Below are 16,527 nucleotides of genomic sequence, written 5' to 3' on the forward strand. Positions count from 1 at the left end.
TCGTAGTTGCTTTTTAGATCGTTCCAAATTTTTGGCTCTGGCTTCGACGAGAAGAATATAAATAATTATAGCAAATAGACGCATTGAGGACAGGAATCGCGAATTTCGCTTGACACAATTGGAACGTTCCAAATATTAAGCAATCAGTCGACGTTGGTGTCGGGAGGGGAAATGACAAAGGCGCGGGTAACCGTCATCGACATCGCGAAAGCCGCCGGCGTCTCGAAATCGACGGTTTCGTTGGTGCTTCAGAGTTCCTCCCTGGTCAATGAGGGGACGCGTGCCAAGGTCAATGCGGTGATGCGCGAGCTGGGCTACGTCTACAATCGCGGCGCAGCCAATCTTCGGCAGGCCGGCGCCAAGTCGAGGATCATCGGGGTCGTCGTGAACGACCTGACGAACAGCTTCTTCGCGGAACTGGCGGTCGGCGTCGATATGGTCGTTCAGTCGGCCGGGTTCGTGCAATTCCTGTCGAACACCAGCGAGAGCATCGACAGGCAGCGCGAGGTTGTCGCATCGATGCGGGAACATGGCATTTCGGGGCTCATCGTGTCGCCGGCGCGCGCCACCGATGCCACAGACTTCAAGCCGCTTGTCGCCGCGGGGATTCCGGTGGTGGTCGTCGTGCGAAACCTGCCTGGCGCCAAAGTCTCGTCTATCGTCTCCGACAACCGGGCGGGCATGATGTCCGCGGTTAAACACCTGGCGGAACTCGGTCACAAGCGCATCGCTTTTCTCGGCGGCTTTCCCGACACCGCCGTATTCGACGACCGCCTTGCCGGTTACCGAAGCGGCATGGAGGCAGCCGGGCTCGACTATCACCAAGAACTTGTCATCTCGTCCGCGCCTTCGCGAGCCGGCGGGGTCGAGGCGATCGGAAAAGCGCTCGTTCTTGCCGATCGGCCCACTGCAGCCGTCTGCTTCAACGATGCCGTCGCCTTCGGTGTTTGCGACGGATTGCGCGCGCGCCGTCTGGAGCCCGGCGCCGACTTCGCGGTCGTGGGTTTCGACGACGTCATCGAGGCTCAGGCGGCGGTTCCCGCGCTCACGACCGTCTCGGTTGATCCGCAGGGCATTGGGCGGCGCGCCGCGCAGATGCTTCTCAAGCAGATCAACGCGGGCAAGGCCGAGGCGGAGACGGTGACAACAGCGGTTCGGTTGGTCGTTCGCGAGAGCTGTGGGGCCGGTATGAGGGTAAAAATCAAACAGGACTTTGCGTAATGCCAATGAAGAAGCATCTCACCCCGGCCGAAGCGGCCGCGTTGATCCCGGATGGCGCTGTTGTAACGGTGTCTTCCTCGAGCGGTCTCGGTTGCCCGGACCTCATGCTGAAGGCGATTGGCGAACGCTTTGATGCGACCGGCCATCCTCGTGACATTACGACCCTTCACCCCATCGCTGCCGGCGATATGAGCGGCATCAAGGGCGTCGACCATATCGCCAAGAAGGGTCTGCTCAAGCGCATCATCGGTGGCTCCTATCCGTCCGGTCCATCGTCGTCTGAGCCGCCGCTCATCTGGCAAATGATCACCAACAACGAAATCCCGGCCTACAACATTCCCTCGGGTATCCTCTTCGACATTCATCGCGAGGCCGCCGCGAAGCGGCCGGGCGTCCTGACCAAGATCGGAATCGATACATTCGTCGATCCCGAGCGGCAGGGTTGCGCGATGAACGGCCTGGCGTCGGAACATGCGGTGGTCAAGCGCGTGAGCTTCGAGGGCGACGATTGGCTGTTCTTTCCCTCGATCGTCCCAGAGGTCGCCATCATCCGCGCCACCACCGCCGACGAGCGCGGCAACCTGACATACGAGCATGAAGGCGCCTATCTCGGCGGCCTCGATCAGGCGCTGGCCACACGCAACAACGGCGGCATCGTCATCGCGCAGGTCAAGCGGATCACCAAGGAAGGCTCGCTGAAGCCCCATGACGTTCGGGTGCCTGGAATGCTGGTCGACTACGTGGTCGTCGATCCGGCGCAGAAGCAGACGACGCAGACGCAATACGATCCCGCGATTTCGGGGGAGATCTTCCGCCCGCTCGATAGCTTCAGCGTTCCGGAGTTCAATGTTCAGAAAGTCATCGCGCGCCGTGTCGCGCAGGAACTGCAATTGGGAAGCTGCGTCAATCTCGGCTTCGGCATATCGGCCAACGTTCCGCGAATTCTGCTGGAGGAAGGGCTCCACGGCGCAGTCACCTGGGTCATCGAGCAAGGGGCGGTCGGTGGCGTGCCGCTGCTCGACTTCGCCTTTGGCTGCGCCTCCAACGCCGACGCCTACATGCCGTCCCCCTATCAGTTCACTTACTTCCAGGGGGCAGGCTTCGACGCATCGCTGCTGTCCTTCCTCGAGATCGGCAAAGACGGTTCGGTCAACGTCTCCAAGCTTTCCTTCCGACCGCATGTGACGGCTGGCGCCGGAGGCTTCGTCGACATCACGGCGCGGGCGAAGAAGATCGTCTTCTCAGGCATGTTCAACGCCGGAGCGAAGCTTTCGATCGCCGATGGCGCTCTTCTCATCGAGAGGGAAGGCAAGTTGAAGAAGCTCGTGAACGAGGTCGAACATGTCACCTTCAGCGGCAGGCGCGCGATCGAGCAGGGGCAGGAGATCACCTATATCACCGAGCGGTGCGTGATGAAGCTGACGCCCGATGGCGTCGTCCTCACCGAGATTGCCCCAGGCGTCGATCTCCAGTCCCACATCCTCGATCAGTCGGAGTTTCCGTTGATCGTGGCGCCCGAACTGAAGGTCATGGACGCCGCGCTCTTCGGGGAGGCAAACATCGGCCTGTCGCTTTCAGAAAAAGGGGCACGGACACTGGAGGGCCGCTTCCATGGCTAGCGGAACAATCAAAATTGATGTCGATGGACATGTTGCGACGCTGACGATTTCTCGTCCGGAGAAGCTGAACGCGCTCGACCTGGACATGCTCAAGGCGTTGGCGGACGCGGCCGACCAGGTGGAGGCGAACGCCAATGTGCGCGCTGCCATTCTCACAGGCGAAGGAAAGGGCTTTTCCGCCGGAGGCGATATCAAGGCCTGGGGCGGAATGTTGCCTCAGGAGTTCGGTCATCTCTGGGTTCGCCACGGCCACCGTATCTTCGAAAGACTGGCGACGCTCCGGATGCCGCTGATCGCGGCTCTGAATGGCCACGCACTCGGAGGAGGGCTTGAACTTGCAGGCGTCGCGGACATTCGCCTCGCCGAGCAGCACATCAAGATCGGCCTGCCGGAAACCGGTCTTGGAATGGTGCCGGGCTGGTCCGGGACCCAGCGTCTTGTACGCCGGTTCGGGGCGCAGGCGGTCCGGCGCATGGCCTTGGGCGGCGAGATATTCACCGCCGAGGAGGCACGCCTGCTCGGGATCGTCGACGCGGTTGTTCCCACAGGAAACGCGCTCACTGCTGCCAGGGAATATGCTGGGCGGATCGCCGCAAGGGGGCCGGCTGCGACCGAGATCGCGAAGTTGATGATCGCATCGGCAAACGGCGAAGACAACGGAACCGCGGTCGAAGCCTTGGGCTCGATCCTTGCTGCGAAGACCGGCGATCTGAAGGAGGGCGTCGCATCATTCAGCGAGAAGCGCCCGGCAACGTTCAAGGGAGAATGGTAATGACGGTTCTCGTCAACCCCACCGCGCTCAGCGACCACAAAGCGCGTGATTTCAAGATGTTCATCGATGGCAGATGGGAGGCAGGCAGCTCCGATCCGATCGAGCGTGTCGCGCCGAGCCATGGTGTCGTGGTCAGCCGGTTCCCGACCGGCAGCAAGAAGGACGCCGAACGTGCGATCGCTGCGGCGCGCAAGGCGTTCGACCTCGGGCCGTGGCCCCGGATGACCGCTTCCGAACGTTCCGCCATCCTGCTCAAGGCTGCCGATTTGATCGCGGCGCGTGCAGAGGAGCTGGCATTTCTCGATGCTATCGAGGCAGGAAAACCGATCACGCAGGTACGGGGAGAAATTGCCGGCTCGGTTGACATATGGCGCTACGCGGCGGCTCTTGCCCGCGACCTCCATGGAGAGAGCTATAACACGCTCGGCGATGGCACCCTGGGTGTCGTCTTGCGCGAAGCGATCGGGGTGGTGTCGATCATCACGCCCTGGAACTTCCCGTTCCTGATCGTCGGCCAGAAGCTGCCATTTGCCTTGGCTGCTGGCTGCACGACTGTCGTCAAGCCTTCGGAACTGACCTCGGGATCGACGCTGGTGCTGGGAGAGATCCTGGAAGAGGCAGGCATTCCGGATGGCGTCGTCAACATTGTCACCGGTACGGGACCCGAGGTCGGCGCGGTCATGACGTCCCATCCCGACGTCGACATGGTGTCCTTCACCGGCTCGACCGGGGTCGGAAAGCTGACGATGTCGAATGCCGCACAGACGCTGAAGAAGGTCTCGCTGGAACTGGGTGGGAAGAACCCGCAGATCGTGTTTCCGGATGCCGATCTCGATGCCTTCATCGATGCCGCGGTCTTCGGCGCATACTTCAATGCCGGCGAGTGCTGCAATGCCGGCTCGCGGCTGATCCTTCACAAATCAATCGCTTCCGATGTCGTCAAGCGGATCGCCGAGTTGTCGAAGGCGGTGAAGGTCGGCGACCCGCTCGATCCTTCGACGCAGGTCGGCGCCATCATTACGCCTGAGCATCTGGAGAAGATATCAGGATACGTCGCCGGCGCGAGGGGCAGCGGTGCCCGGCTTGCCCATGGCGGCGAGACGCTCGATCTCGGCATGGGGCAGTTCATGTCGCCGACGATCCTCGAAGAGGTCACCCCCGATATGGCCGTGGCGCGCGAGGAGGTCTTTGGTCCGGTGCTTTCGGTCCTGACATTCGAGACATCCGCCGAAGCGATCAGGATTGCGAATTCCATCGACTACGGCCTGTCGGCCGGTGTCTGGAGCCGCGATTTCGACACGTGCCTGACGATCGGCCGGTCGGTGCGGGCGGGCACGGTCTGGATGAACACCTTCATGGACGGCGCCTCGGAACTTCCCTTTGGCGGTTACAAGCAAAGCGGCCTCGGCCGTGAGCTCGGCCGCCATGCGGTTGAAGACTACACCGAGACCAAGACGCTCAACATGCATATCGGCAAACGCACCAGCTGGTGGATGCCGCAGACAGAAAAGCTGGCTTAGCGCATCGGCCCGAAAATCGGAATCGATTTTCGGAAAGCACGATGCGTCGATTCAAAGTGTTGCAGCGTCCTTTGCGCGTCTGAAAAGACGCGCGGCGCTGCAACGGCGGCCAAACTACGCTCGAGGAGGGCGGGTGATTGGTGCGGGAATGGGTCCCGCATCGTCCAATGTAAGACTGGGAGGTCTTTCGATGAACAAGTTTTTGACCACGACTGCAATGATCGCATTGGCTCTGGCCGGCGCCAGCGTCTCCGCCCACGCCGCTGACGTCAAGGAAGTGCAGATGCTGCACTGGTGGACGTCTGGTGGCGAGGCGGCGGCGCTGAACGTCTTGAAGCAGGATCTTTCGAAGGAAGGGTTTGCCTGGAAGGACGTGCCTGTTGCCGGTGGTGGCGGCGATGCGGCGATGACGGCGCTGAAGGCGATGGTTGCGGCCGGCACCTATCCGACAGCCTCGCAGATGCTGGGCTATACCGTACTCGATTATGCCCAGGCCGGCGTCATGGGCGATCTGACGGAGACGGCGAAGAAGGAAGGCTGGGACAAGTCGGTTCCGGCAGCCCTGCAGAAGTTCTCGGTCTATGACGGCAAATGGGTCGCAGCCCCGGTCAACGTCCACTCGGTCAACTGGCTGTGGATCAACAAGGCTGTGATGGACAAGATCGGCGGCACCCAGCCGAAGACCTTCGACGAGCTGATCGCCCTGCTCGACAAGGCGAAGGCCGCAGGCGTCATCCCGCTGGCGCTCGGTGGTCAGAACTGGCAGGAAGCGACGATGTTCGATTCCATCGTGCTGTCGACCGGCGGTCCGGAGTTCTACAAGAAGGCCTTCAACGACCTCGACGAGGAATCGCTGAAGTCCGACACGATGAAGAAGTCGTTCGATAACCTCGCCACGATCATCAAGTATGTCGACCCGAACTTCTCGGGCCGCGACTGGAATCTGGCGACCGCCATGGTCATCAAGGGTGATGCGCTGGTGCAGGTGATGGGCGACTGGGCCAAGGGCGAATTCGTCGCCGCCAAGAAGACGCCTGATACCGACTTCCTGTGCTACCGTTTCCCCGGCACCGACGGCAGCGTGGTCTACAACTCCGACATGTTCGGCATGTTCAACGTTCCCGACGACCGCAAGGCCGCTCAGGTGGCGCTGGCAACGGCAACGCTGTCGAAGAGCTTCCAGTCGGCCTTCAACGTCGTCAAGGGTTCGGTGCCGGCTCGCACCGACGTTCCCGACACCGACTTCGACGCCTGCGGCAAGAAGGGCATCGCCGACCTGAAGGCAGCCAACGAAGGCGGCACGCTGTTCGGCTCGCTGGCGCAAGGGTACGGCGCTCCTCCGGCGATCGCCAATGCCTATAAGGATGTCGTCTCGAAGTTCGTCCACGGCCAGATCAAGACCTCCGACGAAGCCGTCAAGCAGCTCGTCCAGGCGATCGACGACGCCCGCTGAGACCACTGTCGACCAAAAATGCTTTCCCGCCTGCTGGCGGGGAAGCTTCAGGCTTCGCGCCGATCATGCAGGGATGATCATGCGGGGCCGATTGCCCGGACGATTATGCAGGCAGGAGATGACATTCCATGAGCACTGTTGCGACCACCGATCCGGTTCTGACGCCGAGGCAATCGACGGGGATCTCGTTGAGGGGCCGGCTGCAGGATGCGCTGCCGAAGATCGTGCTGGCGCCGAGCTTCGTCATCACTATCATCTTCGTCTACGGCTTCATCGTCTGGACGGCCTATCTGTCGTTCACCAATTCCAAGACATTCCCCTCCTATGCGCTGACGGGGCCACGCGCTTATCAGCGGCTGTGGCGCTGGACCTTCGAGAGCGATCCGCCGTCTTCCTGGTACACCTCGATCACCAACATGGCGATCTTCGGCTTTCTCTATGTCGGCATCTGCCTGGCACTTGGCCTCTTCCTCGCCATCCTGCTCGACCAGAAGATCCGCGGCGAGAGCGTGTTGCGGCCGATCTTCCTCTATCCGATGGCGCTTTCCTTCATCGTGACAGGCGTTGCCTGGAAATGGTTCCTCGATCCCGGCCTCGGGCTGGAACAGACGCTGCACCACTTCGGCTGGACGAGCTTCCACTTCGACTGGATCAAGAACAAGGACTTCGTCATCTACACCGTCGTCATCGCCGGCGTCTGGCAGGCGTCGGGCTTCGTCATGGCGATGTTCCTGGCGGGCTTGCGCGGCATCGACGGCGAGATCATGAAGGCGGCCCAGATCGATGGCGCTTCCCCATTCCAGCTCTATCGGCGCATCGTCATTCCGCTGCTGCGGCCGATCTTTCTGTCGGCCTTCATCGTGCTCGCCCATATGGCGATCAAGTCCTACGACCTTGTGGTGGCGCTGACCTCGGGCGGCCCCGGCGGCTCGGCCTGGCTGCCGTCCAACTTCATGTATGAATACACCTTCAAGCGTAACGAGATGGCCGTCGGCTCGGCCAGCGCCATCATCATGCTGATGACGATCTCGGCGATCATCGTTCCCTATCTCTATTCCGAACTGAAGGAGAAGGCGCGATGAGCACGATCATCTCACCGACAACCGACAGGGCGCAGAACAGCAACAACACCCGCTGGATCGGCCGCACCGTCATCTACGGCCTGCTGCTGATCTTCGCCGTCCTCTATCTGATGCCGCTCTTCGTCATGCTGACGACCTCGTTCAAGACCATGGACGAGATCCAGAACGGCAACATGCTGGCGCTGCCGCAATCGCCGACCTTCGACCCCTGGATCAAGGCCTGGGGCGAGACCTGCGTCGGGCTGACCTGCGCCGGCATCAAGGGCTACTTCTGGAACTCGATCAAGATGGTCGTTCCGGCCGTCGCGATCTCCACCATCATGGGGGCGCTGAACGGTTATGTGCTGACCAAATGGCGCTTTCCCGGCCACACACTGGTGTTCGGGCTGATGCTGTTTGCCTGCTTCATCCCGTTCCAGTCGGTGCTGTTGCCGATGGCAACGATCCTCGGCTCGCTCGGCCGCTTCGGGATGACGCTGCAGAATGCCACGGGGTGGAACTTCGGCTTCGGCAATCCGACGATCAATCTGGTCTTCGTCCATGTCGTCTATGGCCTGGGCTTCACGACACTGTTCTTCCGCAATTTCTACGAGGCCTTTCCGACCGAACTGGTCAGGGCCGCCCAGGTCGATGGCGCCAGCTTCTTCCAGATCTTCCGGCGCATCATGCTGCCGAACTCGCTGCCGATCATCGTCGTCACCGTCATCTACCAGTTCACCAATATCTGGAACGACTTCCTGTTTGCCTCGGCTTACGCCGGCACCGGTGACACCATGCCGATGACGGTGGCGCTGAACAATGTCGTCAACACCTCGACGGGCGTCGTCGAATACAATGTCAACATGGCGGCGGCGATGATCGCAGCCGTGCCGACGCTCATCGTCTATATCCTCGCCGGCCGCTACTTCGTGCGCGGTCTGATGGCGGGCGCTGTCAAAGGGTAATCCATGGCCTTCCTCGAAATCTCCGGTCTCAAAAAGCGCTTCGGCGCCGTCGACATTCTCAAGGGGATCGACCTCGAACTCGAAAAGGGCGGCTTTCTCGTGCTGGTCGGCCCGTCCGGCTGCGGCAAGTCCACGCTGCTCAACACCATTGCCGGGCTGGAGACGATCACCTCAGGCGATATCAAGATCGACGGACGCGACATCAGCGGCCTGCATCCCTCCAAGCGCGACATCGCCATGGTGTTCCAGTCCTATGCGCTCTATCCGAACATGACGGTGGCGGGCAACATCGCCTTCGGCATGGAGATCCGCGGCGTTCCGAAGGAGGAGCGTGCCAGGGCGATCGCCCAAGTCTCCGACATGCTGCAGATCGGCCATCTGCTCGACCGCAAGCCGAGCCAGCTCTCCGGCGGCCAGCGCCAGCGTGTCGCCATGGGGAGGGCGCTGGTGCGCAATCCGCAGGTCTTCCTGTTCGACGAGCCGCTCTCCAATCTTGACGCCAAGCTGCGGGTCGACATGCGCACCGAGATCAAGCGGCTGCATCAGCGCATGGGCACCACCTTCGTCTATGTCACCCATGACCAGATCGAGGCGATGACGCTGGCGACCAAGATCGCCGTGCTGAAGGACGGCGTGCTGCAGCAGTTCGGCACGCCGGCCGAGATCTATAACAGCCCTTCCAACATCTTCGTCGCCGACTTCATGGGATCGCCGGCGATGAACCTGCTCAACGCCACCGTCGAAAACGGCGCCGGCGGGCTGGAAGTCTCGCTGGAGCGGCCGAATGCCGCCCCGCTCCGACTGCCAGTCATATCAGGCAATGACGGCCTGACCGCCTATACCGGCAAACAGGTGATCTTCGGCATCCGCCCGGAGGCGCTGACCGATCCCGATGGCGCCGACCGCAAGGCGCGCTCGCTGACCGAGGGCGATTGTCTGATCGAGGTGGTCGAACCGGCCGGCTCCGACACCTTCGCCGTCACCAAGCTCGGCGGCAAATCCGTCGTCGCCCGCCTTCGTGCCGATACCGGCATCGCTCCAGGACAAAACACCCGCCTCGCATTCAACCTCGACAAGGCCGTCTTCTTCGATCCGGAAACACAGGCGCGGATCGCGTGAGGGCCAGGTGCTAACATGAGCGGTTCACCAGATATCGTCATCATCGGTTCAGGCGTCGGCGGCGCCACGGTCGCGGCCGGCCTGGCCGTGACCGGTGCGAAGATATTGATCCTCGAAGCCGGCGATCATATCGCCGATCTTCCGGTCAACCGCGACCAACGCGCGATCTTCCAGCGGGGACATTTTCGACCGAAAGAAACCTGGTACGAGGCGAACGGCAAGGGGTTCAATCCCGGCAACTACTACAATGTCGGCGGGAATTCGAAGTTCTACGGCGCCGTGTTGTCACGTTATCGCCAGCAAGATTTCGAGGTCATCCAGCACCGGGAGGGCGTGTCGCCGGCCTGGCCGTTTCCGTATGAAGCCCTGGAGCCGTGGTACTGCCAGGCGGAACGCATCTATCAGGTTCGCGGCAGTCTGGGTGAAGATCCCACCGAACCGCACCACTCGGCTGCCTACGAGTACCCGCCCGTCCCGGACGAGGCGCCGATTGCCGATATCAGGGCGCGCCTCAAGCAGAAAGGCCTGCATCCATTTTCCCTGCCGCTCGGCCTCGATCTTGACGCCTGGCTCTCCAAAGCACGCACGCCGTGGGATGCGCATCCGAACGCCCGCGACGGCAAGATGGACGCCGAGACCGCAGCCCTCGCAGTGGCGCTGAGACACGAGAACGTCCGGCTCGAAACCAATGCGCGTGTGACGAGGCTCGACACGGGAGCGGGGAGCCGGATCGACCGGGTGACCTATGTCAAGAATGGGCAGACGGTGACTGTTTCGCCAGAGATCGTGATCCTTTCTGCCGGAGCGGTGCAGTCGTCCGTGCTTTTGCTGCGCTCGAAAAACGACCGCTTCCCAAGGGGGCTGGCGAACTCTTCCGACCAGGTGGGCCGCAACTTCATGAATCATAATGCGTCCGCCGTCATCGGGGTCTCACCGCGGTTCAGCAACACCTCCATCTACCAGAAGACCTTTGCCTTCAATGACTTCTATCTCTCCGACGGGGAGGGAGGGCCGCCCCTCGGCAACGTGCAGCTCCTGGGGCGCATCTCCGAAAAGGTTCTCAAGGGCTCTCTGCCGCAGGCTCCGGAATGGCTTCTGCGCTTCATCACAGGTCATGCCATCGATTTCTATGCGATGAGCGAGGACGTTCCAAACCCTGAAAGCCGCGTCATGGTGGATGGAGACCGGATTATTCTCCAATGGCAGCGAACCAACTGGGACGCTCATCTCGCACTTGTCGCCAGGCTGAAGGCGATCCTGAAATCGATCGGATTTCCGATCGTGCTGGCGAGGCCCTTCGACAAGCGCACGCCTTCCCATCAATGCGGAACGATCCGCATCGGAAACGATCCCGCGACTGCGCCGCTCGACGCGTACTGCCGGTCTTATGATCACGAAAATCTCTTCGTCGTCGACGCCGGTTTCCTCCCCACCTCGGCCGCGGTGAATCCTGCGCTCACCATCGCCGCCCAGGCGCTGAGAGTGGCAGATCACATCGCATCGAAGGACTTGCAGGCATGAGACACGCGCTGGCAGACCGAACGGACAAAATAGGACAGTAAGATGGGTTTCGACTATATCATCACCGGCGCCGGCCCTGCAGGATGCGTGCTTGCAAATCGGCTGAGCGAAGATCCCGATGTCAGCGTACTCCTGCTCGAGGCGGGTGGAGGCGACTGGAATCCTCTTTTTCACATGCCCGCGGGCTTCGCCAAGATGACCAAAGGCGTCGCCAGCTGGGGATGGGAAACTGTTCCCCAGAAGCACATGAAAGGCCGGGTGCTTCGTTATACGCAGGCAAAGGTCATCGGTGGCGGCTCGTCCATCAACGCACAGCTCTATACGCGCGGAAACGCGGTGGATTATGACCTCTGGGCTCGTGAAGACGGCTGCGAGGGCTGGGACTATCGTTCGATCCTTCCCTATTTCAAACGCGCGGAGGATAATCAGCGCTTCGCTGACGACTATCACTCCTATGGCGGTCCGCTGGGCATCTCGATGCCGGCTGCGCCGCTGCCGATCTGCGACGCCTATATCCGTGCAGGGCAGGAGCTCGGCATTCCCTATAATCACGACTTCAACGGACGCCAGCAGGCGGGCGTGGGATTTTATCAGCTGACGCAGCGCAACCGCCGCCGGTCGTCGGCATCGCTCGCCTATCTCTCGCCGATCAAGGACCGGAAGAACCTGACGGTCAGGACAGGCGCACGCGTCGCACGCATCGTTCTGGAGGGAGCCCGTGCGACAGGCGTCGAGATCGTGACCGCGCGCGGCTTGGAGATCGTGCGCGCCAACCGCGAAGTATTGATTTCGTCGGGCGCCATCGGATCGCCGAAGCTGCTTTTGCAGTCCGGCATAGGACCGGCCGACCATCTGCGCTCGGTGGGCGTCAAGGTGCTCCACGATCTGCCGGGTGTCGGCGGCAACCTGCAGGATCACCTGGATCTTTTCGTCATCGCCGAATGCACCGGCGATCACACCTATGATGGCGTTGCAAAATTCCACCGGACACTTTGGGCCGGGATTCAATACGTCCTGTTCCGGACCGGTCCGGTCGCCTCTTCGCTCTTCGAGACCGGCGGCTTCTGGTATGCCGATCCTGAAGCCCGTTCTCCCGATATCCAGTTCCACCTCGGTCTGGGTTCGGGCATCGAAGCGGGTGTCGAACGGCTCAAGAATGCGGGCGTGACGCTCAACTCCGCCTATCTGCATCCGCGCTCGCGGGGGACGGTGCGTCTGTCATCCTCCGACCCGGCTGCCGCTCCATTGATCGACCCCAACTACTGGTCCGATCCGCACGACAGGACAATGTCCCTGGAGGGGCTCAAGATCGCACGCGAGATCATGCAGCAGGCGGCGCTGAAGCCTTATGTCATGGCCGAAAGGCTTCCCGGACCGAAGGTGATGACCGACGAGCAGCTTTTCGACTACGGCTGCGCCAACGCAAAGACCGACCATCATCCGGTTGGCACCTGCAAAATGGGAAGAGGACCCGACGCGGTTGTCGGGCTTGATCTCAAGGTCCATGGCCTGGAAGGCCTCAGGGTCTGCGACTCATCCGTCATGCCGCGCGTGCCGTCATGCAATACCAACGCTCCGACGATCATGGTCGGCGAAAAAGGCTCGGACCTCATTCGGGACTTGCCGGCACTTGCCCCCATCATCTTCGCCTACGAACGCAACGATGCGAGGCCTCGGGCCCGCGCCGAAATCCGGTAAGCCACATCCAGAGGAGAGACGACAATGTCTGAAGTCAGAGTTGCAGTGCTTGGCGCCTCGGGCTGGATGGGAAAGGTCCACACGATGGCCTACCAGACCTTTCCGCACTTCTTCGGAGTGTCGGACGGAACGGCACGGATCGTCGCTCTCGTCGAAGGTCCCTCGAAGACAGCCGGGGATCTTTCTCACAGGGCGCCGGGTGCAAGAATTCTTCAGGATTGGAATCTCGCGGTCGCTGATCCGGATGTCGATCTGATCGATATCTGCCTGCCTGACCACCTTCATTACCAGGTGGCCAAGGCGGCCTTGCTGGCCGGCAAACATGTCTATTGCGAGAAGCCGTTGGCAAACACCGCCTCCGAAGCGCGGGAACTGGCCGACATCGCCAGGGAAAAGGGTGTCATTACCCGCGTCGGACACGCCTTTCCCCGGAACCCCGTCCATGATCTGGCGAAAGACATCATTCAGTCCGGCGAAATCGGCGAGATCAAGCTGTTCCGCGGCTGCCAGCACGTCGACATGTATGGCGATCCGAACGCGCCCTTCATGTGGCGGGCCGACGGAAAGCTCGCGCCGACCGGGATCGTCGGTGATACCGGCTCGCACATCTTCAGCTTCATGGATTTCCTGGTCGGCCGCGTCAGTTCCCTGATCGCCGACAATCTCATCGTGACGCCGCGTCGGCCTGTCGTCGAGGGCCTTGCCTATGGCGAGCAGGTGAAACTCTCAGGCAACGAGTCCTGGGCTGATATCACCAATCCTGATGCAACGAACCTGCTGTGCCGGTTCGAGAACGGCGCCGGCGGGGTCGTCGATTTCAGCCGTGTCGCGACCGGCCGCAAGTTCATGCAGACCTACGAAATTTATGGAACGAAAGGCAGCATCGCCTATACCTATGACGAGATAAACCGGCTGCGCTTCTACTCCAACGACGACCGGACGGGGCGGCGCGGCTTCCGGGAGATCGACGTGGGTCCGGAGAACCCCACCTTCAGGGCTTTCCTTCCTCTGCCGAATTTCGGCCTGGGCTACAATGAAAGCAAGATCATCGAGGTGGCCGAGGTGATCCGCTCAATCGTTGCAAACAGGCCGATGTGGCCGACATTCGATACAGGCCATCACCTCTGCCAGATTGTCGACGCATGCATGGAGTCCTCCCGGCAAAAGCGTTGGGTCGACATCCCGTTGGGTTGAACGCCGATGACCATAGATGTTCCGCAGGAAATTCTTGACGCACTGACCGATGTCGACATGCCGCGGCTCCCAACCGAGCCCGGCCCTTCGGACGTAGTCCGGCTCGCCGGCGTCGAGGCGCCGATCTATCGAGCCGGTTGCGTCGTCGTCGGATCCGGCGCGGCAGGTCTGCGAGCCGCAGTGGAAATGAAGCGGCGCGGCGACGACGTCGTTATCGTCAGCCAAAGCGCGTGGGGTGGAACCTCGGCCTGTTCTGGATCCGACAAGCAAACCCTTCACACGGCAAATACGGCGGATCAGGGCGACAATTACAAGGCAATGGCCCGAGCCATCCGCAGCGGCGGTGCGATGGACGAGGACACGGCCTATGTCGAGGCTGTGGGCTCGTCGCGGATGATGGCATCGCTCCAGTTCTTAGGCCTGCCGCTGCCGCAGGATCCGCTGGGCGGGACGCTCAGATATCAGACCGACCATGACGAGGTCGGCCGCGCCACCAGTTGTGGCCCCCGCACCTCCCGCCTGATGGTCAAGGTGCTGGCCGAAGAGGCGATCCGGCTTGGAGTGCCGTTCTACAACCAGACCACGGCGGTAAAGATCCTCAATGAGGGCGATGGTGCTGACCGCCACGTCGTCGGGATAATCGCCATGCGCGCTACCGACCGCACGCAGGATAACCCGCTGGGCATCGCGCTGTTCGTCGGTGGCGTGATCGTGCTCGCCGCCGGCGGGCCGGGCGAACTTTATCGTGACAGCGTTTATCCAAACGGCTGCTTCGGCTCCCTCGGATTGGCGCTCGAGGCAGGCGTCGAACTCGTCAACCTGACCGAAAGCCAGTTTGGTATCGGAACGCGCCGGGAAGGCTTCCCGTGGAATCTGTCGGGCACCTACGTCCAGGCGATCCCGCATATCTACTCGCTCGATTCAGACGGCGCCGAGCGCCATTTCCTGGCAGAATATTACCGCAGCACGCAGGAGCTGGCGTCGAACATCTTCCGCAAAGGCTATCAGTGGCCCTTTCACGCGACGCGCATGCTCGATTTCGGCTCGAGCTTGGTCGACCTTGCCATCTCTAGCGAAACCGCCGCAGGGCGGCGCGTCTTCATGGATTTCAATCGCAATCCCCTATCCGTGCCGGGCGATCTGCCGTTCAGCCTGGAAAGACTGGATGAAGACGTCCGCGAATATCTCGGCAAGGCCGGCGCCGACCAGGACATGCCGATCGATCGATTGAAGCATATGAACCCCCTCGCGATCGAGCTCTACCGCCGCTACAAGATCGATATCGCCGAGGAGCCGCTGGAATTTGCCGTCAACAACCAGCACATGAACGGCGGCATCATGGTCGATACCTGGGGCCGCAGCAGTCTCGGCGGCTGTTACGCGGTTGGAGAAGCAGCGGGCACACACGGCGTGACGAGGCCGGGTGGAGCGGCGCTCAATGCCGGGCAAGTCTTCGGTACGCGCGCGGCAGAGCACATCAGCGCCAGCGGCAAGGCAAAGCGGTCAGCAGCAGAGCACATAACCGATGTCGCAGAGGCGGGCATCGCCGACCTCCTCGCGGTCCTTCGGACCGAGAGCCCGCTCACCGTCAAATCTATCCGTTCGCAAGTACAGGCGCGAATGAGCGACAAGGCTGGCATCATCTGTGATCAAGAAAGCGTAGGCCGAGCCTTGATCGAAGCGCGCAAACTGAACGCTGAAATCCATGCGAACGGCATTGCCTACGGTCGCGCAGCGGAGGCGGTTCGAGGCGTGCAATGGCGGCATATGGCGCTCGCGTCGGAAGCCGTGCTCAGCGCGCTCGATTTCTTCATTCGCAATGGAGGCGGCAGCCGTGGGGCGCGGGCGATATGCGATGCGGAGGGCGAATCGCTTCCGCTGGCGCGCTCAGGACCGTTGCAGGATTATCGCTTCCGGAAGGAACGCGAGGCGCATCGCAAGGAACAGATCGTCGTTCGGCTTGATGGCGATGAGATCAGGCTTTCAACCCGTCCGAACCGCATGCTGGATGAAAGCGCCAAGTCCTTCTTCGAGCGAGACTGGCCAGCCTGGTTGACAGGCCGCATCTACGATCTGGGCGCGGACAAATGAGGCGATGCCGGTAGGCGTCACTTCGAGACGGAGCCGTGCGGCTGATCAATCGGGATTCGAAACCGGGGGCGGAACTCGGATGCGCTCGGTGTCGTCAGAGCCTTCGGCGATAGCTTCCTCGCTTCTGCGCACCCGCCTTGGCGGATCCTTGCCTTCGACCGGCTTCGGCGACAACTGGTCGTCGGCCTGGATCTCGTCGGTGTTCAGGTAGTTCTTGCTTTCGCCCATGGCGTTACTTCCGGTTGGAAAATTGCGGGGCAGGGATGCCGTCCCGCGCTTTGGGCTAACTCTCG

At 61.6% G+C, this 16,527-nt stretch carries 12 protein-coding genes and 1 pseudogene; 12 read left to right on the forward strand and 1 reads right to left on the reverse strand.

Going from position 1 to position 16,527, the window contains the following annotated elements:
- The first annotated feature begins 171 nt into the window (after positions 1–171).
- The 12 genes and pseudogenes from RL_RS09480 to RL_RS09535 all read left to right on the forward strand — a co-directional run bounded on the left by RL_RS09480 (position 172) and on the right by RL_RS09535 (position 16,234).
- Positions 172–1,221 carry a LacI family DNA-binding transcriptional regulator gene (locus RL_RS09480; RefSeq protein WP_011651444.1) on the forward strand — a complete coding sequence of 350 codons (1,050 nt, stop codon included), beginning with the start codon at positions 172–174 and terminating at the stop codon, positions 1,219–1,221.
- A 5-nt stretch (positions 1,222–1,226) separates the two neighbouring features.
- On the forward strand, positions 1,227–2,840 hold the full coding sequence (locus RL_RS09485) for an acyl CoA:acetate/3-ketoacid CoA transferase (protein ID WP_173364453.1): 1,614 nt from the start codon (positions 1,227–1,229) through the stop codon (positions 2,838–2,840).
- A complete protein-coding gene (locus RL_RS09490) occupies positions 2,833–3,612 on the forward strand; it encodes an enoyl-CoA hydratase/isomerase family protein (protein WP_011651446.1) in 780 nt (259 codons plus the stop codon). The genes RL_RS09485 and RL_RS09490 overlap by 8 nt, the downstream gene beginning before the upstream one ends.
- A complete protein-coding gene (locus tag RL_RS09495; protein ID WP_028741349.1) occupies positions 3,612–5,132 on the forward strand; it encodes an aldehyde dehydrogenase family protein in 1,521 nt (506 codons plus the stop codon). Before RL_RS09490 ends, RL_RS09495 begins: the two co-directional genes overlap by 1 nt.
- Before the next feature lie 190 nt (positions 5,133–5,322).
- A complete protein-coding gene (locus tag RL_RS09500; RefSeq protein WP_011651448.1) occupies positions 5,323–6,585 on the forward strand; it encodes an ABC transporter substrate-binding protein in 1,263 nt (420 codons plus the stop codon).
- Between the two features lie 128 nt (positions 6,586–6,713).
- Positions 6,714–7,667 (forward strand): carbohydrate ABC transporter permease, encoded by a 954-nt coding sequence (locus tag RL_RS09505; protein WP_011651449.1) that lies wholly within the window; start codon positions 6,714–6,716, stop codon positions 7,665–7,667.
- Entirely contained in the window at positions 7,664–8,611 is a 948-nt protein-coding gene (locus RL_RS09510; RefSeq protein WP_011651450.1) for a carbohydrate ABC transporter permease, read from the forward strand. Before RL_RS09505 ends, RL_RS09510 begins: the two co-directional genes overlap by 4 nt.
- A gap of 3 nt (positions 8,612–8,614) precedes the next feature.
- Positions 8,615–9,730 carry an ABC transporter ATP-binding protein gene (locus RL_RS09515; protein WP_011651451.1) on the forward strand — a complete coding sequence of 372 codons (1,116 nt, stop codon included), beginning with the start codon at positions 8,615–8,617 and terminating at the stop codon, positions 9,728–9,730.
- A 15-nt stretch (positions 9,731–9,745) separates the two neighbouring features.
- Positions 9,746–11,292: pseudogene (locus tag RL_RS09520) on the forward strand (GMC oxidoreductase).
- 1 nt (position 11,293) lies between these two features.
- Positions 11,294–12,949 (forward strand): GMC family oxidoreductase, encoded by a 1,656-nt coding sequence (locus RL_RS09525; protein ID WP_011651453.1) that lies wholly within the window; start codon positions 11,294–11,296, stop codon positions 12,947–12,949.
- 24 nt (positions 12,950–12,973) lie between these two features.
- On the forward strand, positions 12,974–14,143 hold the full coding sequence (locus RL_RS09530) for a Gfo/Idh/MocA family protein (RefSeq protein WP_011651454.1): 1,170 nt from the start codon (positions 12,974–12,976) through the stop codon (positions 14,141–14,143).
- Between the two features lie 6 nt (positions 14,144–14,149).
- Complete coding sequence (locus RL_RS09535; protein ID WP_011651455.1) at positions 14,150–16,234, forward strand: FAD-dependent oxidoreductase; 2,085 nt, start codon at positions 14,150–14,152, stop codon at positions 16,232–16,234.
- Positions 16,235–16,279: 45 nt separating this feature from the next.
- Here the strand turns inward: RL_RS09535 and RL_RS09540 are convergent, their stop codons facing one another.
- Entirely contained in the window at positions 16,280–16,462 is a 183-nt protein-coding gene (locus RL_RS09540; RefSeq protein ID WP_028742166.1) for a hypothetical protein, read from the reverse strand.
- Positions 16,463–16,527: the final 65 nt, after the last annotated feature.

The sequence above is a fragment of the Rhizobium johnstonii 3841 genome, assembly GCF_000009265.1.
Lineage (GTDB): Bacteria > Pseudomonadota > Alphaproteobacteria > Rhizobiales > Rhizobiaceae > Rhizobium > Rhizobium acaciae.